Annotated in this window: 18 protein-coding genes; 9 read left to right on the top strand and 9 right to left on the bottom strand. The window is 73.6% G+C overall.

Translation table 11 applies throughout. The features are described from left to right. Positions 1 to 31 precede the first annotated feature (31 nt). Complete coding sequence (locus QRT03_RS23100; RefSeq protein ID WP_286055434.1) at positions 32 to 1,330, top strand: metal-dependent hydrolase family protein; 1,299 nt, start codon at positions 32 to 34, stop codon at positions 1,328 to 1,330. A gap of 1 nt (position 1,331) precedes the next feature. Continuing rightward, entirely contained in the window at positions 1,332 to 1,673 is a 342-nt protein-coding gene (locus QRT03_RS23105; RefSeq protein ID WP_286055435.1) for a DUF1636 family protein, read from the top strand. 448 nt (positions 1,674 to 2,121) lie between these two features. On the opposite strand, the gene QRT03_RS23110 is transcribed toward QRT03_RS23105, so the two are convergent. Next, complete coding sequence (locus QRT03_RS23110; RefSeq protein ID WP_286055436.1) at positions 2,122 to 3,306, bottom strand: RCC1 domain-containing protein; 1,185 nt, start codon at positions 3,304 to 3,306, stop codon at positions 2,122 to 2,124. A 110-nt stretch (positions 3,307 to 3,416) separates the two neighbouring features. Here QRT03_RS23110 and QRT03_RS23115 point away from each other — a divergent pair, with 110 nt between their 5' ends. Next, the gene (locus QRT03_RS23115) at positions 3,417 to 4,178 is read left to right on the top strand and encodes a sulfite exporter TauE/SafE family protein (RefSeq protein WP_286055437.1); all 762 of its coding nucleotides are present in this window, start codon (positions 3,417 to 3,419) and stop codon (positions 4,176 to 4,178) included. Positions 4,179 to 4,239: 61 nt separating this feature from the next. On the opposite strand, the gene QRT03_RS23120 is transcribed toward QRT03_RS23115, so the two are convergent. From QRT03_RS23120 to QRT03_RS23155, 8 genes are read right to left on the bottom strand one after another with little or no spacing between them, the layout of a single operon-like run. Then, a complete protein-coding gene (locus tag QRT03_RS23120; protein ID WP_286055438.1) occupies positions 4,240 to 5,040 on the bottom strand; it encodes an enoyl-CoA hydratase/isomerase family protein in 801 nt (266 codons plus the stop codon). Beyond that, positions 5,037 to 6,548 carry a solute symporter family protein gene (locus QRT03_RS23125; RefSeq protein WP_286055439.1) on the bottom strand — a complete coding sequence of 504 codons (1,512 nt, stop codon included), beginning with the start codon at positions 6,546 to 6,548 and terminating at the stop codon, positions 5,037 to 5,039. The genes QRT03_RS23120 and QRT03_RS23125 overlap by 4 nt, the downstream gene beginning before the upstream one ends. Next, complete coding sequence (locus tag QRT03_RS23130; protein WP_286055440.1) at positions 6,545 to 6,883, bottom strand: DUF485 domain-containing protein; 339 nt, start codon at positions 6,881 to 6,883, stop codon at positions 6,545 to 6,547. Before QRT03_RS23130 ends, QRT03_RS23125 begins: the two co-directional genes overlap by 4 nt. Positions 6,884 to 6,916: 33 nt before the next feature. Beyond that, on the bottom strand, positions 6,917 to 8,167 hold the full coding sequence (locus QRT03_RS23135; protein WP_286055441.1) for an acyl-CoA dehydrogenase family protein: 1,251 nt from the start codon (positions 8,165 to 8,167) through the stop codon (positions 6,917 to 6,919). Then, positions 8,164 to 9,678, bottom strand: a complete 1,515-nt coding sequence (locus QRT03_RS23140; RefSeq protein ID WP_286055442.1) for a class I adenylate-forming enzyme family protein — start codon at positions 9,676 to 9,678, stop codon at positions 8,164 to 8,166. Before QRT03_RS23140 ends, QRT03_RS23135 begins: the two co-directional genes overlap by 4 nt. Next, complete coding sequence (locus tag QRT03_RS23145) at positions 9,678 to 10,598, bottom strand: amidohydrolase family protein (RefSeq protein ID WP_286055443.1); 921 nt, start codon at positions 10,596 to 10,598, stop codon at positions 9,678 to 9,680. The genes QRT03_RS23140 and QRT03_RS23145 overlap by 1 nt, the downstream gene beginning before the upstream one ends. Continuing rightward, on the bottom strand, positions 10,595 to 11,365 hold the full coding sequence (locus QRT03_RS23150) for an enoyl-CoA hydratase/isomerase family protein (RefSeq protein WP_286055444.1): 771 nt from the start codon (positions 11,363 to 11,365) through the stop codon (positions 10,595 to 10,597). The genes QRT03_RS23145 and QRT03_RS23150 overlap by 4 nt, the downstream gene beginning before the upstream one ends. Continuing rightward, the gene (locus QRT03_RS23155) at positions 11,362 to 12,591 is read right to left on the bottom strand and encodes a CaiB/BaiF CoA transferase family protein (protein WP_286055445.1); all 1,230 of its coding nucleotides are present in this window, start codon (positions 12,589 to 12,591) and stop codon (positions 11,362 to 11,364) included. The genes QRT03_RS23150 and QRT03_RS23155 overlap by 4 nt, the downstream gene beginning before the upstream one ends. A 104-nt stretch (positions 12,592 to 12,695) precedes the next feature. On the opposite strand from QRT03_RS23155, the gene QRT03_RS23160 reads away from it, so the two are divergent. From QRT03_RS23160 to QRT03_RS23185, 6 genes are all read left to right on the top strand, one after another. Beyond that, positions 12,696 to 13,334 (top strand): TetR-type transcription factor C-terminal domain-containing protein, encoded by a 639-nt coding sequence (locus tag QRT03_RS23160; RefSeq protein WP_286055446.1) that lies wholly within the window; start codon positions 12,696 to 12,698, stop codon positions 13,332 to 13,334. Next, positions 13,331 to 14,641: a phosphotransferase family protein gene (locus QRT03_RS23165; protein WP_286055447.1), complete on the top strand. Its 1,311-nt coding sequence runs from the start codon at positions 13,331 to 13,333 to the stop codon at positions 14,639 to 14,641. Before QRT03_RS23160 ends, QRT03_RS23165 begins: the two co-directional genes overlap by 4 nt. A gap of 62 nt (positions 14,642 to 14,703) precedes the next feature. Then, a complete protein-coding gene (locus QRT03_RS23170; RefSeq protein WP_286055448.1) occupies positions 14,704 to 15,678 on the top strand; it encodes an NADPH:quinone oxidoreductase family protein in 975 nt (324 codons plus the stop codon). Positions 15,679 to 15,956: 278 nt separating this feature from the next. Beyond that, complete coding sequence (locus tag QRT03_RS23175; RefSeq protein ID WP_286055449.1) at positions 15,957 to 17,564, top strand: hypothetical protein; 1,608 nt, start codon at positions 15,957 to 15,959, stop codon at positions 17,562 to 17,564. Positions 17,565 to 17,978: 414 nt separating this feature from the next. Continuing rightward, complete coding sequence (locus tag QRT03_RS23180) at positions 17,979 to 18,437, top strand: SsgA family sporulation/cell division regulator (protein WP_286055450.1); 459 nt, start codon at positions 17,979 to 17,981, stop codon at positions 18,435 to 18,437. Positions 18,438 to 18,604: 167 nt separating this feature from the next. Then, positions 18,605 to 19,975, top strand: coding sequence for a hypothetical protein (locus QRT03_RS23185; RefSeq protein ID WP_286055451.1), 1,371 nt, complete (start codon positions 18,605 to 18,607; stop codon positions 19,973 to 19,975). Positions 19,976 to 19,990 lie beyond the last annotated feature (15 nt).

Below are 19,990 nucleotides of genomic sequence, written 5' to 3' on the forward strand. Positions count from 1 at the left end.
CACCCGACGCCTCGACGACGAGGAGCCCGCCATGAGCAAGGTCCTGTTCCGCAACGTCTCGATCCTCGACTCCACCGGGGCCCTGCCCTACCCCGGTGACGTGCTCGTCGAGGACGACCGCATCGCCGCCGTGGGCACCGTCGAGCAGAACCGGGCCGAGGGCGCGCGGGTGGTCGAGGGGCGTGGTCGCACGCTCATGTCCGGGCTGTGCGACGCGCACACGCACTTCTCGTGGAACAACTCGGCGGACCTCGACGGACTGGGCATGATGCCGGTCGAGGAGCACCTGCTGTTCTCGGTGGAGTCGGCGAAGAAGTACATCGACTCCGGCTACACGATGTGCCTCGGGGCCGCCTCCGCGAAGGAGCGCCTCGACGTCGTCTGTCGCGACGCGATCAACGCCGGCCGCATCCCCGGGCCGCGCTACCTCGCGAACGGCCCCGAGATCGCGGTGACCGGCGGCGCGCTGATCAAGTCGATCACGAAGTTCGCGGACGGGCCGGAGGGCATGCGGCTCGCGGTGCGTCAGCTCATCGACCTCGGCGTCGACCAGATCAAGCTCTCCATGACCGGCGAGGAGATCACTGGCACCCAGCGCGCGGAGGACACCTACTTCTCCGACGAGGAGGTGGCCGCCGCCGTCACCGAGGCGCACCGCCGCGGAAAGCGCGTCTGCGCCCACGCCCGCTCCGCGGAGAGCGTGAAGATGTGCCTGCGGAACAAGGTCGACGTCATCTACCACGCCAGCTTCACCGACGCCGAGGGCATGGACATGCTCGAGGCCAACAAGGACTGGGTGTTCGTCGCGCCCGGCATCAACTGGCTGATCGCCACGCTCTACGAGGCCGAGGCGTTCGGGTTCCCGCAGGAGGCCGCCGAAGCGGTCGGCTACAAGAAGGAGCTCGAGCAGGCCACCGAGGGGCTGCGCGAGATGCACCGCCGCGGTATCAAGCTGCTCCCCGGCGGCGACTACGGCTTCGCCTGGACCCCGCACGGCACCTACGCCCGCGACCTCGAGCACTTCGTCGAGCGACTCGGCTTCACGCCGATGGAGGCGATCATCTCGGCCACCGCGTGGGGCGGGGAGATCATGCTGCGGCCCGACGAGCTCGGGAAGGTCCAGCCCGGCTACCTCGCCGACCTGATCCTCGTCGACGGCGACCCGCTCGAGGACATCACCGTGCTGCAGGACCACGACAAGCTGCACGCGATCATGAAGGACGGCCGCTTCCACAAGGAGGACGCGCCGCTCGTCACGCACAGCGGGCTCGACGACCCGGCCGGCGGGATCAGCGACGCCACCGCCGAGTACGTCGCCGCTCGTCCCTGACGTGCCGCTGCTGGTCTGCCGGACCTGCCCCCGCGACCGCCCGGACACCGGCTCCTTCGGCGCCGCGCTCGACGGCCTCCTCACCGGGGCGGCCGAGCGCGGTGTCCGGGTCCGACACGTGCCCTGCCTCGGTGGCTGCCCGAACGACGGCAACGTCGCCGTCGACGCTCCGGGCAAGCCGCGCGTGCGCTTCTCGCACCTCTCCGCCGCGGATGCACCGTCGCTGCTCGACGCAGCCGCCGCCTTCGACGCGAGTGAGAACGGCCTTCCCGACGACGACTGGGTGGTCCCGTCGGCGTTGAGCGACCGGCTCACCGCGGTCACGCCGAAGCGCGTGGTCTGAGGAGCTGGCGCCACGTTCTTGCGTGGCGCACACGGCTGGCGGAAGTCGCTGACGGTCGGATATGCGTTGCGTGCCGCATACGGCTGGCGGAAGTCGCTTGCTGCCGCATACGCGTTGCGTCGCGCACACGGTCGGCGAAGGTCGCGTGCCGCCGCGTGCGCGTTGCGTCCTGCACACGGTCGGCGAGAGTCGCCTCCCGCCGCGTGCGCGTTGCGTCGCGCAACCCGGCGTCGAGCCCAACGTCACGGCCGTGTGCGTGACGCAACGCGATGGTCGGGGCAGGTTGAGCTTGCCGGCCGTGTGCGTGGCGCAACGCCGGCCGGGAGTCGGGTCGCGGCTCCGGACCGTGTGCGTGACGCAATGCAGGTGCGGCGACGAGTCGAACCTGCCGGCCGTGTGCGTCACGCAACGCCCGGCGCCGCCGAACCTCGCGCCGCGCACTCCCGACCTACACCCCGAGCTGGCCGTAGGCGTTGTAGCCGCGGGCGAGGACGCGGCCGTCGGCGGTGAGGACGAGCTGGTGCTGCTGGCCGTGCGCGACCATCACGGCCCCGGCGAACTCCGGCGCCGGCACCCATCCCGAGGGCGGCGGCCCGACCACCCCGGCCTGGACGCCCTCGCGGTCGCGGACGAGCACGGTGCCGTCGGCGGTCCGGACGCGGAGGCCGGTCGGGCCCGTCGTCGACACCGCCGATCCGGGCCCGAGCTCCTGGACAGGGGTCAGCGTGCACTGTCGTCCGCACCCGCCGTCGGGAAGACCCTGCAGTTGCCCGGTCACCCAGACCGAGCCGTCCCGGCCGACGATCGCGGTGCCGTTGCGCCCGGTGGCGACCGTGGCGACGGCGTCGGGGCCGGGCAGGCGGGTCGGCATGGCCGTGCGGCCCAGCTGCGCGGAGGTGCCGGGTGCCCAGCTCCAGAGCCTGCCGTCGGTGTCGATCGCGAGGGAGATCGTCCCGTGCGTCACCACGGTGGCGACCGGCGGGAGACCCGGCACGACGACGGGCTCCGGTGAGCACGGGTAGTCGCGGCCGTACGAGGGTTCGCCGGAGCAGGTCGTCGTCGCCCACGGTGCCGGGACCTCGCCCCACTGCCAGACCCGGCCGTCCCGGTCGACGGCCACGACGTGCGAGACGCCCGCGTCGACCGAGACGATCGGCGGCAGGCCGGTGACAGGCGCCGGGGTCAGGTGGCAGGGCGGCCGGACGTACGCCAGGGCGTCGCAGCGCTCCGGGGAGTCGGCGTGCCGCGGGTCGTGGTCCGAGCCCCAGGTCCACACCGTGCCGTCGGCGGTCAGGGCGACCTGGTGGTCGTCGGCGGAGGAGATCGCGACGGCGGGTGCGGGCAGCGGCACGACGGCGGGTGCGGGCCGGCAGGGAGTGGGGCCGTTGGGGGAGCGGTCGTCGCAGTCCGCCACGGGAGCGGGCCCACCCAGCCCGCCCTCGGTGTCGCCCCAGGAGAAGACCCGCCCGTCCACGGCGAGGGCGAGCGAGTGCTGGCCCTCGGCGTCGATCGCGACGATCGGCGGGAGTCCCGGCACCACGTCGAGCGCCTCACGCGACCGCAGCCCGTGGGCGCACCCGGCCAGCGCCACGACGAGACCGGCGACGACGGCGAGCAGGACCAGGGTGCGCATGAGGAGCACTGTGATCGGGCGCCGGTCGTCGGTCTGCGCCGTGGCCGACCGTGTCCGTGTCACCGCGGCGACAGTTGGCGCTCCATCCTGCCGGGGTCGATCATCCGGACGTGACACTCGGCGACGCCGCCATCATCGCCGTCGCGGGCGTGTGGGCAGGGATGATCAACACGATCGTCGGGTCCGGCACGCTCGTCACGTTCCCGGTGCTGCTGGCGCTCGGGTTCCCGCCGCTGACGGCGAACGTGTCGAACGGGCTCGGGCTGGTTCCTGGCTCGGTCACCGGTGCCATCGGGTACCGGCGGGAGCTGGCCGGGCTCGGGGGACGGACCCTGCGCCTCGCGGTCGCGTCGGTCGTCGGCGGGCTCGGCGGGGCGCTCCTGTTGCTCGTGCTGCCCGCGTCCGCCTTCGACGCGGTGGTGCCGGTGCTCGTCGCGCTTGCGGTCGTACTCGTCGTGATCCAGCCCGCCGTCGCCCGCCGGATCGCCGCCCGACGGCCCTCGGGCGAGCCGCGCACGAGGGTCGGGACGGGTCTCCAGGCGGCCGTGTTCGGCACCGGCGTCTACGGCGGCTACTTCGGGGCGGCGCAGGGCGTGCTGCTCATGGGCGTCCTGGGCCTGATGATCGACGACGACCTGCAGCGCCACAACGCCGTCAAGAACGTGCTGGCGGCGGTGGTGAACCTGCTGTCGGGCATCGTGTTCGCGCTCGTGGCGCCCATCTCCTGGCCGGTCGTCGGGCTCATCGCCGGTGGCTCGATCGTCGGCGGGCTGCTCGGCGCGCGTATCGGTCGGCGGCTGCCGCCGGTGGTGCTGCGCGGCGTGATCGTCGTCGTGGGCCTGGCCGCGCTGGTGCAGCTGCTGCTGCGGTAGGGCCGCGGACGCCGTGTGTGGTGCACAGGATTCCTGTGCACCGGACACGGCACTCGCGAACCTAGCGCTCCCACCCCCCGGTGAACCGCGGCTCCCGCTTCTCCCGGAACGCCTCGAAGGCGGCGCGGGCGTCGTCGCCGGCGAGGTTCACCGACTGGGCGCGCGCCTCGTTCGCCAGCGCCTCGCGCAGCGTCGTCGAGACGGCGGAGTGCAGCAGTTCCTTCGTCTGCGCGAGCGCCACCGGGGGGCCCGCGGCCAGGCGTCCCGCCAGGTCCGCGACGACGGGGTCGACCTCGTCCGGCTCCACGAGGCAGGTGACGAGCCCGAGCCGGTACGCCTCCTCGCCGTCGATCATCTCGCCGAGCAGCGCCAGCCGTTTCGCCTGCTGCATCCCGACGATGCGGGGGAGCAGCCACGAGCCTCCGAGATCCAGCGACAGGCCCCGTCGGGCGAAGATCTGGGAGAACCGCGAGCGCGGCGTGGCCACCACGAGGTCGCAGCCCAGCGCCAGGTTCCACCCCGCGCCCACGGCGACCCCGTCGACGGCGGCGATCGACGGCACCGACAGTTCGTGCAGGGCGATCGGGACCTCGTTGATCCGGCGCATCCGTGCGAGCGGGTGGCCGTCGTCGTCGGAGCCCTCGGAGTCACCGGACAGGTCCGCGCCCGCACACAGGTCGCCCCCGGTCCCTCGCAGCACCAGGGCGCGGGTCCCGTCGGAGGCGCACGAGGTCAGCGCGGAGGCCAGCGCCGCCCACCCGTCCACGGTCAGCGCGTTCTTCCGCCGGGGCCGGTCGATCGTCAGGGTGGTGACCCCGTCGTCCGACCGGTCGCGGAGGACGGAGTCCGGCGTGGGGCTCACACGAGCGTCCTACCGGTCGTCGCCTGCACGTGCATGTCGTCGAACGGTGCCTCGGTCGGCGGGCGGGGGCCGCTGAACCGGGTCCCGAGATAGCACCCGAGGAAGCCCAGCGGCACCGAGACCAGCGTCGGGTACGACAGCGGGAAGAGTGCCGCGTCCCCCATCACGCCCGGCCCGACCAGCACCAGGACGACCGAGCTGATCAGGCCGGCGGTGATGCCGGTGATCGCGCCCCGGGTGGTCAGGCGCGGCCAGAACAGCAGCAGGACCAGGACCGGCACGTTCGCGCTCGCCGCCACTACCACGGCCATGAGCGCCAGCAGGGCGATGTTCGTGTTCTGCGCACCGAGGGCGAGCACGATCGACACGAGCGCGATCCCGATCGCGGCGATCCGCCCCGCGCGCACCTGCTCGGCGTCGGTGGCGCGGCCCTTGCGCCACAGCGAGCTGTAGAGGTCGTGGGCGACCGCGCCGGAGCCCGCGATGACGAGGCCCGCGACCACCGCGAGGATCGTCGCGAAGGCCACCGCGGCGATGACGGCGAACAGCACCGGCCCGCCGAGCAGCTCCGCGAGCTGCGGTGCGGCCAGGTTGCCGGCCGAGTTCGCAGCACGGACCTGCACCTGCCCGACCAGGGCGGCGGCGCCGTAGCCGATGAACGGCATCGCGAGGAACGCCAGCCCGAGGACCCACAGCGCGACGCTCATCGACTTCCGGGCGACCTGCGCGTCCGGCACGGTGAAGAAGCGGATGAGGATGTGCGGCAGCGCCGCGGTGCCGAGCACCTGGGCGACCGCGACCGACACCAGTTCGAGGCCCGGCAGCAGGCCACTGGCCCGGGAGAAGAGGTCGTTGGCCGCGCTCGCCTCGACGGCGGTGAACATGGCGACGACGTCGAAGTCGAACCGGGCCAGCGTGAGCACGACGAGGAACGCCATCGCGGCGAGGAGCATCACGGCCTTGACGATCTGGATCCAGGTCGTCGCGAGCATGCCGCCGACGGTGATGTAGACGGCCATGAGCACGCCGACGACCGAGACCGCGGTCCAGTACGGGATGCCCACGAGCAGGCTGATGAGCACGCCCGCCCCGACGAGCTGGGCGATCATGTAGAAGATCGTCACGATCAGCGTGTTGACCGCCATGACCGCCCGGACCCCGCGGGAGCGGAAGCGGCTGGACAGGACGTCGGCGACGGTGAACCGGCCCAGGTTGCGCAGGGGCTCGGCGACCAGCAGGAGCACGAGCAGGAAGGCGACCAGGCCGCCCGCGAGCAGGTAGAAGCCGTACACGCCCTGGAGGGCGAGGAGGCCGGCGACGCCGAGGAAGGTCGACGCCGAGAGCAGGTCCCCGACGATCGCGAGACCGTTCTGCCAGCCGGTGATCTGCCCGCCGGCGACGTAGTGCGACGACGCCGTCCGGTTCCGGCGGCCCGCCCAGGCGGTGATCCCCAGGGTCACGGCGATCACGGCCACGAAGATCGCGACGGTGATCGGGTCGGCGCTCATCGCCGGGCCTCGGACGTCTCGCCCGCGGCCTCGACCAGCGCCTGCTCGGCGAGGCGGTCCCACGTCGCGGCGCGGCGCACGTACAGCCCGCAGAGCAGCCAGACGAGCGGGAAGATCACCGCCGTCAGGACGAAGGTCCAGCTCGCGAACCCGAAGAACGGGGCGCGCAGGGCTTCGGTGAAGCCGGACACGACGATCAGCAGCAGGTAGGCGCCGAAGCCCACCGCGGTGGCGGTCAGCGCGAAGGACCGGCGGCCGCGGACGAGCTCGCCGAACGCCGGGGTGGCGATGACGGCGGCGGCGGACGGCGGCGGGGCATCAGGGGCAGTGGCCACGGGGTTCTCCTGGAGGGCGGAGCGGCGGGGTGGTCAGAGGAAGCCGAACAACTGGCCCGCGACGCGGCGGATCTGCACCTCCTCCGCGCCCTCGGTGATCCGGTAGCGACGGTGGTGCCGGTAGATGTGCTCGAACGGTTCGTGCCGCGAGTAGCCGAGCCCGCCGAACACCTGCATCGCGCGGTCCGCCGCGTCGCACACCAGCCGGTTCGCGCGGTAGTTGCACATCGACACGTGGTGGCCCACCGACACCTCGGGGCGCCCCTCACGGTGGCACTCGTCGAGCTCGGCGGCCGTCTCGCGGACGAGGGCGCGCAGCATCGCCGCCTCGGTGTGCAGCTCGACCAGCGGCCACTGGATCGCCTGCCGGGTCGAGAGCGCCCGGCCGAAGGTCTCCCGCTCGCGGGCGTGCGCCACGGCCCGGTCGATGCAGTACTGCGCGGCGCCGAGGCTCGAGGCGGCCTGGCGGATGCGGTTGGAGTGCACGAACGTCTGGGCCACGTCGAGGGCGCGCCCCTCCTCGCCGAACAGGGCCGAGGAGGGCACGCGGACGTCGCGCAGCACGACCTCGCCGTGGTCGGTCGGCATGTTCAGCGTCCACCAGTAGAACGGCACCTCGAAGCCGGGCGCATCGGTGGGCACGAGGAAAGCCGACAGGCCGCGCGCACTGCCGGGCTCACCGGACGTCCGCGCGAAGATCATCTCGTGGCTCGCCCGGTGCACGCCGGTGCTCCAGCGCTTGGCGCCGTCGATCACCCAGTCGTCGCCGTCGCGCCGCGCGGTCGTCTCCATCCAGGTCGCGTCGCTGCCGTGCTCGGGCTCGGTCAGGCCGAAGGCGAGCCCGCGGCGTCCGGTGATGACGTCCTCGACGAACTCCTCGCGCTGCTCCGGCGTCCCGTACAGGTGCAGCAGGTGCGCGAAGACGAGGTTCCCGACGACCGAGTGCTCGTTCTGCAGGTCGTTGTGCAGCCCGAGCCCGCGGTGGGCGAGGTGCTCGCGGATCGCGGCCATCGCGGACTCGGACCCGGCCTGCCCGCCGAGCTCCGTGGGCAGGGAGTACCGGTAGAAGCCGGCGGCATCAGCACGACGGGAGGCCTCGGCGAGCAGGTCCTCCCAGTCCCGACGGGGCAGCCCGCCCGCCTCGACGTCGGTGCGGGCGAACTCGCGGCGGTGGTCGAAGAACCGCTCGTTGTCGTCCTGGGCCTGCAGCGGGGCGATCTCGGCGTCGATGAAGGCGTCGAGCTCGCGCAGCAGCCCGGCGATGTCGGGGTCGATCGAGCTCATCGGAACCTCTCCCGCAGCACGTGCTTCTGGATCTTCCCGACGGCGGTCCGCGGGAACTCGTCGAGGAAGTGCACCCGGCGCGGGGTGTTGTAGCCCGCGAGGTGCGTCTTGACGAAGCGGGCGAGCTCGTCGGCCAGCTCGTCCGATCCGCCGTCACGAGGAACGACGACCGCGACCACCTGCTCCTCGTACACGGGATCGGGCGCGCCGATCACGGCCACGTCGATGACGGCGGGATGGCGGGCCAGGCAGTCCTCGACCTCCTTGGACCACACGTTCTGCCCGCCGGAGCGGATCATGTCCTTGGTGCGGTCGACGATCGTCAGGAAGCCGTCGGGGTCGGCCACTGCCACGTCCCCGGTGTGTAACCAGCCGCCCGCGAGCGCCGTCGCGGTGGCCTCGGGGTTGCGCCAGTAGCCCGTCATGCGGGGTCCGCGCACGCAGATCTCGCCGGGCTCGCCCGGGGCGACCTCCGCGCCGTCGGGATCGAGCAGGGCCACGTCGACGCCGGGCATCGGGCGCCCGACCGATCCCCACCGGTCGAACACGTCCTCCGGCGGGCACCACGTGACGAACGGCCCGGCCTCGGTCAGCCCGTAGGTGTGCGCGAACGCCACGCGGCCCTCGCGGGCGCCGAGGGCCTCGGCGGTGCGGTCCATGATGCCGCTGGGGTCGTAGGCGCCGTAGTAGAGCAGGCGGATCGACGAGGTGTCCGTCGTCGGGAAGCGCTCGTGCGTGATCAGCGCGTGCAGCATCGTCGGGACCCCGAGGACGACGGACACCCGGTGGCGGGGGAGCAGCGTCAGCACGACGTCCGGGTCGAACTCGCGCAGCAGGATCACGGTGCCGCCCATCAGCAGGAACGGCTTCATGTGGTCCCAGTTCCCGACGTGGAACGGCGGGAAGTAGTTCATGAACACGTCGCGGTCGTGCGCGCGGAGCACGGTGGCCATCGCGAGGGCGTCGTCGACGGTGCGGCGGTGGGAGAGGATCGCGCCCTTCGGCCGGCCCGTGGTGCCCGAGGTGTAGAGGATCATGTGCGCGTCGTCGTCGGCGACCACGGCCGGCGGCACCTCGACGGCGGCGGCGAGGAACGCGTCCCAGTCGGCCCGGTCGCCCTCCGGCCCGGGGATGCGCAGGACGGGGAGCCCCGGATGCGCTGCGCGGGCCTCGCCGACGACGTCGTCGTACCCGGCCTCGACGAACCACAGCGACGGCTCGGCGTCGGCGATCGTGTAGGCGTGCTCCCCGGCCCGGTGCCAGAAGTTGAGCGGGACGAGGATCGCGCCCAGGACCGCCGTCGCAAAGTAGAGCTGGACGTACTCGAGCGAGTTCTTGGCGAGGACCGCGACGCGGTCGCCGTGCCCGATGCCGCGCGCGACCAGCGCAGCGGCCGTGCGGTCGACCAGGTCCTGCAGTGCGCGGTAGGTGTACTCCTGCTCGCCGACGACCAGTGCGACGGAGCCGCCGCGGGCCCGGGCGTGGTGGCGGACGATGTCGTGGACCAGCATCAGGCCCTCCCGAGCAGTCGGGCGGCGTTGCCGCCGAGCCAACGGTCGATCACGGCATCGTCGAGGGGGAGCGCGCGGACCTCCTCGATGAGGCGTGCGGGCGGTACGCCGAGCAGGGTCCACGTGGAGGCGAACAGCACGCGGTCGGCGAGCTGGCGGTTGCCCAGGCGCAGCAGCGGGCCCCAGCCGGAGTCGGGCCGGGTGAAGGTGCGCGGGCGGTGCGCGGACAGGTCGACGTACACGTGCCGGTGCCGCCACGCGACCATCAGCATGTCCTCGACCCACGGCCACCCGGCGTGCAACGCGACCAGCTTGAGGTCGGGGAACGCCCGCGCGACCGCGTCGACGTGACGCGGATGCCCGACGTCGTAGGCGGCGTCGAGCGACCAGTTGATCCCGGTGTGCAGCAGGACCGGGACGCCGAGCGCCTCGCAGCGCCCGTAGACCCGGGTCATCCGCGGGTCCTCGGGCAGCAGCTGCTGCTTGAACGGCGAGAGGACGACGCCCGAGAGACCGCTCTCGACGGCCTCGTCGACGAGCCGTGCGGCGTCCGCCTCCCAGGGGTCGATGCCGGCGAAGCCGACGACCCGCGACGGATGGCGGGCGACGAAGTCCGCGACCAGTCCGTTCCCGGCGGTCGGCACGCCGAGCCGGGAGCCGAACGACTCGGTGTACACCCCGGCCAGGTCGATCCCGCCGTCGTCGAGCATCGTCAGGAACTCGGCCTCGGACGGCGCGCGCTCGACGGCGGCCTTCTTCGCGTCGGCCCAGCGGGCGGTGACCTCGTCGTGCGTGCGGGCGGGCTGGAGGTCCCCGCCGAAGTGCTCGGCGTAGCCCCGGAGGCGGCCGAGCGTGACGGCCTCGGAGAGAGCGAAGGCCTCGTCGTCGGGAACCGCTCCCGCGAGCAGGTCGATGATCATGACGTCGGCCGCTGCGAGGTGAAGACCGCGCGTCGGCCCTCGAGAGCGGCGGCGGCGCCCTCGGCGAAGTCGGGACCGCGGAAGGTGGCGAAGGCGGCGTCCTGCTCGGCGTGATCGAACCGGCGGTCGTCGGCGCCGTAGCAGCGGTGGACGCCCTGCTTGGTGAATGCGAGGGCGAACGGCGGGTAGGCCGCGTATTTCTGGGCTGCGCGAGCGGATTCCCCCTCGAGGTCGTCCGTGACGGTGGTGACGAGGCCGAGGTCCAGCGCGTCGGACGCGGCGAGCAGCTTCCCGCCGTAGAGCAGTTCCTTGGCCCGGCCGATCCCGACGAAGGCCGTGAGCCGCTGGGCGGGCGCGACGAACCCGACGCGCATCTCGGGGAGGCCGATCCGGGCGTCGGTCGCGCAGATCCGGAAGTCGCAGGCCAGGGCGAGCTCGGTGGCGTTGCCGACGCACGGCCCGGCGATGACGGCGACGGTGACCAGCGGCAGCGCCTCGACCTCGGCGAACAGCCGGTACTCGGTGGCGATGTAGTGCCGGTAGGCGTCGTCGTCGAGGGCGCCGAGGGAGGTGAGGTCGGCGCCGCCGGAGAAGACGGTCGGGGTGCCGGTGATGAGCAGGACTCGCACCGTCCGGTCCGCCTCGACCTCGCGGACCCGGGCGAGCATCGCCTCCAGGGTCTCGAGGTCCAGGACGTTCGGGTGGGGGCCGACGAAGCGCAGGGTCGCGACCCGCCCGTCGTCGGACCGGTCCAGGGAGACGGTCATCGGGTCCTTCCGTTCGTCGGGCCGTGGACCACCCCGTCGTCGAACAGCGCGTCGACGGCGCCGTCGTCGAGGTGGAGGACGTCGTGCAGGACGGCGTCGGAGTCGGCGGCGATCGCGCCCGGCGGCGCGCCGGGCCGGACCTCGGCGCCGGAGAACCGGAACGGCGCGGTCGGCAGCAGGACCTCGCCGTGCCCCGGGAACTCGACCGGGCTCAACGTCCCGCGCGCGATCAGGTGCGGGTCGGCGAGGTTCTCGCGGACGCCGCGGACCCGCGCGGCGGACAGGCCGTGGGCGACGAGGTGCTCGACGAGCGCGTCGGCGGTGGACCAGGTCGCGGCCCACGCCTCGATGCGGTCGTAGAGCGGACCGGGGTCGGCGACGCGGGCCGCGACCGCGCCGTACCGCTCGGCGAGATCGGTCGCGTCCATCGCCGTCACGAGCCGCGCGAAGAACACGTCGCCGGCCATGCCGTAGGCGAGGTGGGTGCCGTCGGCGCAGGTCGCGACGCCGGACGGGACGGAGGTCGTGTGCCGGTTGCCGTAGCGGCCGCGCACCGCCTCGCCGTCGGTGAACGCACCCGCCGCCGGCTGCTGGTCGATCATGGCGAACAGCGAGTCGAAGGCGGAGACGTCGGCGTGCGTGCCCTCGCCGGTCCGCTCGCGGTGGTGCAGCGCGGCGCCGATCGCCGCGAGGCCGTGGACCGCGGAGTTGACGTCGGCGAGCGCGGTGCCGAAGTGCATCGGCGGGCCGCCCTCGGAGCCGGTCAGCGACATCAGCCCGGAGTAAGCCTCGGCGACCAGCCCGAAGCCGGAGAGGTGCGCGTACGGGCCCTCGGTGCCGAACGTCGACAGCGAGCAGAGGATCGTGCGCGGGTCGCGGGCGTGCAGGACGTCCCAGCCGAGGCCCAGGCGGTCGAGCGCTCCGGGTGCGAAGTTCTCGACGACGACGTCGGCCCAGTCGGCCAGCTCCAGCGCGAGCTCGCGGCCCCGGTCGTCCTTGAGGTTCAGGCCGATCGAGCGCTTGCCGCAGTTGTACTGGGCGTAGGCGCTGGAGAGGTGATCCGCCGGGTCGCCGACCGCGACGGGCAGCGCGCGCATCAGGTCGCCGGCGGGCTGCTCGACCCGGATGACGTCCGCGCCGAGGTCGGCCAGCATCCGTGTGCAGAACGGCCCGGCGATCACGTGGCTGAGGTCGAAGACCCGCAGCCCGGCGTACGGACCCGCCACGCCCTCACCTCCTCGTCGAACGAGCGTTCAACCACGGTAGGACGATGCTGCTCACACCGTCAACGGCTGGTTGAACGAGCGTTCGACGAGCTAGGCTGGCGGGCATGGTGCCTGTCGAGGCCCGTCGTCGGACGGTGCCGCCGCCGACGGTGCTGACGCGTCCCGGCGACGAGCCGACCGCGGCCGCCCTGCTCGCGGCGGCGGTCGAGGTGATGGCGGTGAACGGCTACCACGGCTCGTCGGTGCGCGACATCGCGTCGGCGGCCGGCACGAGCCCGGCGGTGCTCTACCACCACTACGAGTCCAAGCAGGGCCTGCTCGTGCGGCTGTGCGACCGCGGGCTCGACGTGTTGTTGCGCGCCACCGAGGACGCGCTCGACGACGCCGGCCCGGACCCCGCCGACCGGCTCGGCGCGATCGTCGAGGCCCACGTCCGCGTGCACATGGACTCGCAGCGGGAGAGCCTCATCGGCAACAGCGAGTTGCGTGCGTTGGAAGCTCCCGGACGGGCGCTGGTCGTCGCGAAGCGGGACGCCCAGCAGCGCCTGTTCGACCGGGTCGTGCGCGACGGCGTCCGGTCCGGGCGGTTCACGACCGCCCATCCCGACGAGGCCTCCCGCTTCATCACGACGGCGTGCACCGGGGTCGCGACCTGGTACCGCCGCGGCGGCCCCCTGACCGACGACGACGTCGTGACGCGGCATCGCGCGATCGCACTCGACGCGGTGGGGTGCGGGCGGTGAGTTCACTCGAGGAGGCGCTGTCGACGCTGCTGGGGGCGTCGGTCACCGATCTGCGCCGCGTGTCGGCGGGCGCGAGCCGCGAGACCTGGACGTTCGAGGCCGATGGCCGCGCGCTCGTGCTGCGCCGCGACCCGCCGGAGGTGCCGCGTCCGGTGGAGATGCGCCGCGAGGCGGAGTGCTTCCGGGCGTGCGCCGCGGCGGGTGTGCCGATCCCGACGTTGGTGGCGGTCGGCGACGGCTCCGACGCCGTCGGGTCGCCCTACCTGATCATGGAGCGGCTCGACGGGGAGACGCTGCCCGGGCGGCTGCTGCGCGACGAGCGCTGGGCCGACGTGCGCGCCCGGCTGCCGCGTCAGTTCGGCCGCGTCCTCGCCCGCATCCACGCGCTCGACCCGGCGGACGTGCCGTCGCTGGAGCGGATCGACGACCCGGTCGACTCGCTGCGGGCCCAGCACGACGCGTTCGACGAGCCCCGCCCCGCGCTGGAGGCGGCGTTCCGCTGGTTGTCGGCGCACCCGCCGTCGGGAACGGGGAGCGCCGTCGTCCACGGCGACTTCCGCAACGGCAACCTGCTGATCGACGACGACGGGCTCGCCGCCGTCCTCGACTGGGAGCTCGCCCACCTCGGCGACCCGCGCGAGGACCTCGGCTGGCTCTGCGCCCGGGCGTGGCGGTTCGGCGCGGTGGAGGAGGTCGGCGGGTTCGGTCCGCGGGAGGAGCTGTTCGCGGGGTACGCCGAGGTCGCGGGTGCCCGGCCCGACGCCGACGACGTGCGCTGGTGGGAGGTCTACGCCTGCGTGCACTGGGCGGTGATCTGCCGCATCCAGGCGGAGCGGCACCTCGGCGGGTCGGAGCGGTCGATGGAGATGGCGGTCCTCGGGCGGCGGGCGGTCGAGGCGGAGTACGACGCGCTGCTGGTGCTGGGGCTGGTCGGGACCGAGCTGCCGGAGGTGGCCGCGGCGCCGTCGTCGGGGGAGCGTCCGACCGTCGACGACCTCCTCGACGCGATCGCCGGCGCCGTCGTCGACGAGCTCGCACCCGCCGACGACCGCTCCCGCTACCTCGCCCGCGTCGCCCGCAACGGGCTGCAGATCGTGCGCCGCGAGCTGACCCTCGGACCGGAGCTGACCCGCCGTCATGCCGAGTGCCTGGCGCGGGCGGGCTGCGCCGACGACGTCGAGCTGGCCGCGCGCCTGCGCGACGGTTCCCTCGATCCCGACGACGAGCCGGTGGCAGCGGCCGTGCGCAGCGCGACCCTGTCCCGGCTCGCGCTGTCCAATCCCCGATATGTGCCTGGCGGCAGGTGAGCACTTGTTGTCGTCATAGGGACAACAGGTGCTCACCTGGCGAAGCCACAAGGAGGTAAGAAGTGCGCGCTGTCCGAGTGACCACCCACGACGGCCCGGCCGCCCTCACGGTCGAGGACGTCCCGGAACCGGAGCCCGGCGACGGCGAGGTGCTGATCGAGGTCGCCGCGGCCGGGGTGAACTTCCCCGACCTCCTGCTGACCCAGAACCGGTACCAGTACAAGCCGGAGCTGCCCTTCACCCTCGGCGGCGAGCCGGCCGGGACGGTGCGGTGGGCCCCGGAGGACAGCGGGTTCACGACGGGGCAGCGGGTCGCGGCGACGAGCACGGTCGGGGCCTTCGCCGAGCTGGTGGTGGCACCGGCCGACGGCGTCTTCCCGCTGCCCGACGCCGTCTCGTTCACCGCGGGCGCGAGCCTGCCGATGAACTACCTGACGATGTCGTTCGGGCTGGTCGTTCGCGGAGGGCTGCAGGCGGGGGAGACCGTGCTGGTGCACGGCGCCGCGGGCGGGATCGGGACGGCGACGGTGCAGTTGGCGCTCGCGCTCGGCGCCCGGGTCATCGGCGTGACGTCGTCGGAGGAGAAGGCGGAGTTCGTCCGGGGACTCGGGGTCGAGACGGTGCCGAGCGACGGGTTCAAGGACGCCGTGCTCGAGGCGACCGGCGGGGCGGGCGTCGACGTGGTCGTCGACCCGGTCGGCGGCGACCGCTTCACCGACTCGCTGCGTTGCCTCGCCCCGCTCGGGCGGCTGCTCGTCATCGGGTTCACGGCGGGTGACATCCCGACGGTGAAGGTGAACCGCCTGCTGCTGAACAACATCGACGTGCGCGGGGTCGGGTGGGGCGCGTACGCACTGCCGCGCCCGGGCGTGCAGCGCCGCGAGTGGGACCGCATCGTCCCGTTCCTCGAGAGCGGCGCCATCGACCCGCCGATCGGCGGGACGTACCCGCTCGACCGTGCGCACGAGGCGGTCGCGGCGCTGGGGGAGCGGGCGGCGCTGGGCAAGCTGGTCGTCGAGGTCGCCCCTCTCGCGTGAGGGGAACCCTCGAGTCATCAGAGCGCTCGGATCCTCCCCTCACGTCGGCGGGGTCGCTGAATCGTGCGCGCGATACACCGATGGCAGCAGCGCGTGCACCCCGATGCCGCGGGGTGTCGCAAGAGAGGTTGTGAAACCGCTCACTTGAGTTCACTCTCAGGAGTCTTCGCGGTACTCCTCGTTGTCTGAGGTGTCCGTTCCGCGTCTCGACGACGCCGGGAACGGGTCGTCACCTCGGACCGGCGTGGGCGGATCGGGACGTCGAGGGGGTGGGAGTCGTGCACGACGACACTCACTCGGAGCCGGTCGCGTCCGGCCTCCTCCGCCGCCTCGTGCTCCTCGCCGGGCTGCTGGGCGGGTTCCTCCTCGCCGGACTCCTGCTCGCCGGACCGGCGCAGGCGGCCCCCGACGACGGAGCGTCCTCGGGCGGCTCCTCGACCGGCCCGGTGAGCTCCGTGGTGCACGCGGTCACCGGCAAGAGCTCCGGCAAGGAGACCTCGGGCAAGGAGTCGTCGCCGAAGGAGTCCTCGGCGAAGAAGGACTCGACGACGTCGGAACCGGCGAAGCCGGCGAAGAAGGACTCGACGAAGACGGAATCGGCGAAGTCGACCCCGGCGAAGGCGACGTCGACCCCGGCGAAGGCGAAGGCGACGTCGACCCCGGCGAAGGCGACGTCGACCCCGGCGAAGGCGAAGGCGAAGTCGACCCCGGCGAAGGCGAAGTCGGTCCTGACGAAGGCGACGGCGACGACTGCCGGGGGTTCCGCGCAGCGCGTGTCGACGACGCTGACCAGGACGCTCGCCGCCACGACGTCGGCCGTCACGAAGACCGCCGCGGCGGGCCGGGCCTCCGACCTCGTGACCCGGTCCGCGACCTCTCCGACCACCTCGGGACGCACGTCGGACCGCGCACCCGCCGCAGCTCTGACGTCGACGGCCGACACGCTCGCCCGGACCGCCGTCGGCGGAACGAGAAGCCTCACCGACGGCACGGTCACCGGCCTGACCGACACGACGACGTCACTCACCGGGACGGTCGACACGGTCAGCCGGACCGCCGTCGGCGGGACGAGAAGCCTCCTCGGCGGGACGGTCACCGGCCTGACCGCCACGACGACGGCGCTCACCGGGACCGTCGACGCGGTGGGCAGAACGGGCCTCGTCGCCGGCACGGTCACGGGTCTGGCGAACACCACGACGGAATTGACCGGCACGGTCGACACGCTCGGCCGGACCGCTCTCGGCACGACCGGTGGCGTCCTCGTCGGCACCGTCTCCGGCCTGACCGGCACCACGACAGCGCTGACGGGCACGGTCGACACGCTCGGCCGGACCGCTCTCGGCACGACCGGCGGCCTCCTCGCCGGCACGGTCACCGGCCTGACCGGCACCACGACGGCGCTGACCGGGACGGTCGGAGCGATCGCGACGAGTGCCCTCGGTCCACCGCGCGACACGTTGACCGGGCTCGACGGCACGACCGGAGTCGGGGTGCGAACGACGTCGCCGACGCTCGCGCCCGGGACGGACGCGACCCGGTCCCCGGCCGCCGTCCCGACCCGCTCCCGGCCGGTCCTCGTGGGCGGGCCGGCACATGACCCCGGGGCGCAGCCCCCGACCTGGTCGAGCGCGCCGCGCACGGCCGACGCGGCCACCGTCCCGGTGTCCCGGCAGGCGCCGTCCGGGGCGCCTGCCCCCGGCAGCCCGGTCGCTCCGGCGGCCCCCACCGGGACGGCCGGCGCCTCGGCGAGCGCCGGCGTGAGTGGCCTGTCCGGCGTGCTGGACGACCCGTTCGCGCTGCCGGCGATCCTGGCCGGTCTGGTGCTCCTCGCCTGCGGCCGCCGGTGCACGTGGTGGTTCCCCGAGGTCTCCGTCGGGCCTGACTGAGGCCCCGACGTCCGCCGTCCGCTGCGCGCGGGTGGCGGTCGTGCGTTCGACCTCTCCGTCACTCCGGGACGGGCCGCTCCGGCCGCTGCCCAGGACCTGACGCCGGTCGGCGCGCTCGCCCGGTCCTCGTGATCGACGCGCGGCGCGGCCGTTCGCGGATCGGTCCGGGCAGGGGCGTCCGGGTGCGCCGTCCCCTCCGGACCGGTCGTCCGGCTCGAGGTGCTGCGCCACTCGGGGCCGGTCGGCCTGGGCGATCACGCGTGGGGCCACCTCGTCGAGCACCGGCGGGCGAAGGGCCGTACGAGGGGGCGGCTCATCGCGTCATCCGCTGCGGATGCCGCGGGGTGCGCCCCACGCGTGATCGTCTCCGTTCCCCGAGCTCGCTCGACCACCCGACGTTGCGAAAGGCCTGCCATGCGACACGACGTCCTCGTGCGCGTCCCCGTCGTCCTCGAGCTCGTGGACGCCCACCGCCCTCCGGTCCCGGCGCCGGTCGAGCTGCGCTACACCGGGTCCGAGCCGTACGCGGTGGTCCTCGCGTTCCGGACCGCCCACTCCCGCGAGGTCGTGTGGCGGTTCTCGCGCGGGCTGCTCGCCCAGGGCCTGATCGAGGCGGCCGGCGAGGGCGACGTGCGCCTCCGCCCCCTCGACACGCCCGCGCCGGGCAGAGTCGTCGAGATCGAACTGCGGTGGCCCGGCGGGCGCGCCGTGTTCCGCGCGCCCCACGCGGCCCTCGCCGAGTACCTGGCCCGCACGCAGGAGATCGTCGCGTTCGGCGCCGAGCACGAGTGGCTCGACCTCGACCACGCCGTCGCGATGCTCCGCCTCGCCCCACCGCGGTCGGGACATCGGCCTCCGGCCCACCCCGCGTGAGGGGCGCTAGGTTCACGAGCGCCGTGTCCGGTGCACAGGTTTCCTGTGCACCACACACGCCACTCGCGAACCTAGCGCCGCCCACGGGCCCCATCGACCCCGGTCCCACGAGTGCGACCGCCCGAGCCCACCGTCGGTCCGATGAGCAGCATGTTGTAGGAAATCCCGTGGTGCGATCACTCCTCGCCGCGTCCGCGGTCCTGCTCGCGGTCCTGGCGACGACCGCGGGATGCGCGGCTGCGCCCACCCCGCTCTGCGACGCCGCGGCGACCCAGCTGGAGGCCGGTCACGTCGCGGCGGCCACGGAGCTGTCGGCGCGCGCGGTCCAGGCCCAGGAGGGCGACTGCGGCACGAACGGACTCACCGCCGCGAGCCAGCGCTACGCGGCCGCCTACCAGGAGGTCGCCACCGGCTCCGCGGCCGAGACGGCGGGCGACCAGGCCGGCGCGATCACGCACTACGAGGCGGCGCAGCGGCTCGACGTCGGGAACGAGGCCGCGGTCGAGGGGCTGACGCGGCTGGGGCAGCAGACGACGACGGTCGACACCCCGGTGACCGTCACGCCCGCGCCCGTCGCGCAGACCGACGGCCTCGAGTGGCCGTGGGTGCTGGCCGGGTTCCTCGTGCTCCTGGCAGCGCTGGCCGGGCTCGCGTACGAGGCGTACCGCCGCTTCCGGCGGCTCGAGGAGCGGAAGCCCGAGGACCTCCGCCCCGAAGTGGCCCGCCTCCTCGAACGTGACGCGCGCGCCCGTCGTCGGGACCTCGCCGAGGTCCGCGACTACGTCGACGAGCTCGTCACCGACCAGCTGCGCCTCCTCGGCCTCGTCCTCGACCGCACCGGCGTGCAGGAGGTTCCCGACGACGGGTCGCGCTCGCTGCTGCTGTGGCCCGACCTCGCCGACACGCGCGACGTCACCGACGACGACGAGCCGTACGACCGGCTGGACCTCTCCGTCGTCGTCGCCCGCCCCCGCGCGACCGAGGACGCCCCGCAGCTCGCCGTGCACCACTACCGCATCGAGGCCGAGCGGCTCGACCTCGCGCGGATGCTCGACGACGAGGATGTGGTCGGCGCGTTCACCGCCCTCGCCGACGACCCCGACGACACCGACCGCCTCGCGGAGCTCGAGTCGACGGCGGTCGACGTGCGGGGGGAGAAGGTCGTCGAGGTCCTGGGCGAGGAGCCGCTGGCGGCGCCGTCGGCGGAGCGCGCGTTCTGGCGGGCGGTGCACGGGACGGTGGTGCTGACGTGGTCGCACCGGGTCGCGAGCCGCCGTCGTCAGGTGGTCTGCACCGTCTCGACGCCGGCCGCGGCCGCGACGCTCGTCGACTTCCCCGCGCTGGTCGACGCGTTCCGCGAGCCGCAGAGCGCCGAGCTCACCGACCTGCTCCGCCCCGCCCTGGAACGTTCGATCGTCCACGCCGTCTGCGGCGAGCCGCCGCCGGTGATCGCGCCGGCCGGAGCCGGGGAACTGGTCGTCGTCGGGACCCCCGAGCTGGACACTCGCCCGATCGATCGGGTCACCTGGGACGAGTAGCGGTTCGGTGATCAT

The sequence above is a fragment of the Actinomycetospora termitidis genome (assembly GCF_030286555.1).
Classification (GTDB): domain Bacteria; phylum Actinomycetota; class Actinomycetes; order Mycobacteriales; family Pseudonocardiaceae; genus Actinomycetospora; species Actinomycetospora termitidis.

Coding starts and splice junctions, on each gene's coding strand:
- QRT03_RS23100 (WP_286055434.1), top strand. CDS start 32: ATGAGCAAGGTCCTGTTCCGCAACGTCTCGATCCTCGACTCCACCGGG.
- QRT03_RS23110 (WP_286055436.1), bottom strand. CDS start 3,306: ATGCGCACCCTGGTCCTGCTCGCCGTCGTCGCCGGTCTCGTCGTGGCG.
- QRT03_RS23125 (WP_286055439.1), bottom strand. CDS start 6,548: ATGAGCGCCGACCCGATCACCGTCGCGATCTTCGTGGCCGTGATCGCC.
- QRT03_RS23135 (WP_286055441.1), bottom strand. CDS start 8,167: ATGAGCTCGATCGACCCCGACATCGCCGGGCTGCTGCGCGAGCTCGAC.
- QRT03_RS23140 (WP_286055442.1), bottom strand. CDS start 9,678: ATGCTGGTCCACGACATCGTCCGCCACCACGCCCGGGCCCGCGGCGGC.
- QRT03_RS23145 (WP_286055443.1), bottom strand. CDS start 10,598: ATGATCATCGACCTGCTCGCGGGAGCGGTTCCCGACGACGAGGCCTTC.
- QRT03_RS23150 (WP_286055444.1), bottom strand. CDS start 11,365: ATGACCGTCTCCCTGGACCGGTCCGACGACGGGCGGGTCGCGACCCTG.
- QRT03_RS23160 (WP_286055446.1), top strand. CDS start 12,696: ATGGTGCCTGTCGAGGCCCGTCGTCGGACGGTGCCGCCGCCGACGGTG.
- QRT03_RS23180 (WP_286055450.1), top strand. CDS start 17,979: ATGCGACACGACGTCCTCGTGCGCGTCCCCGTCGTCCTCGAGCTCGTG.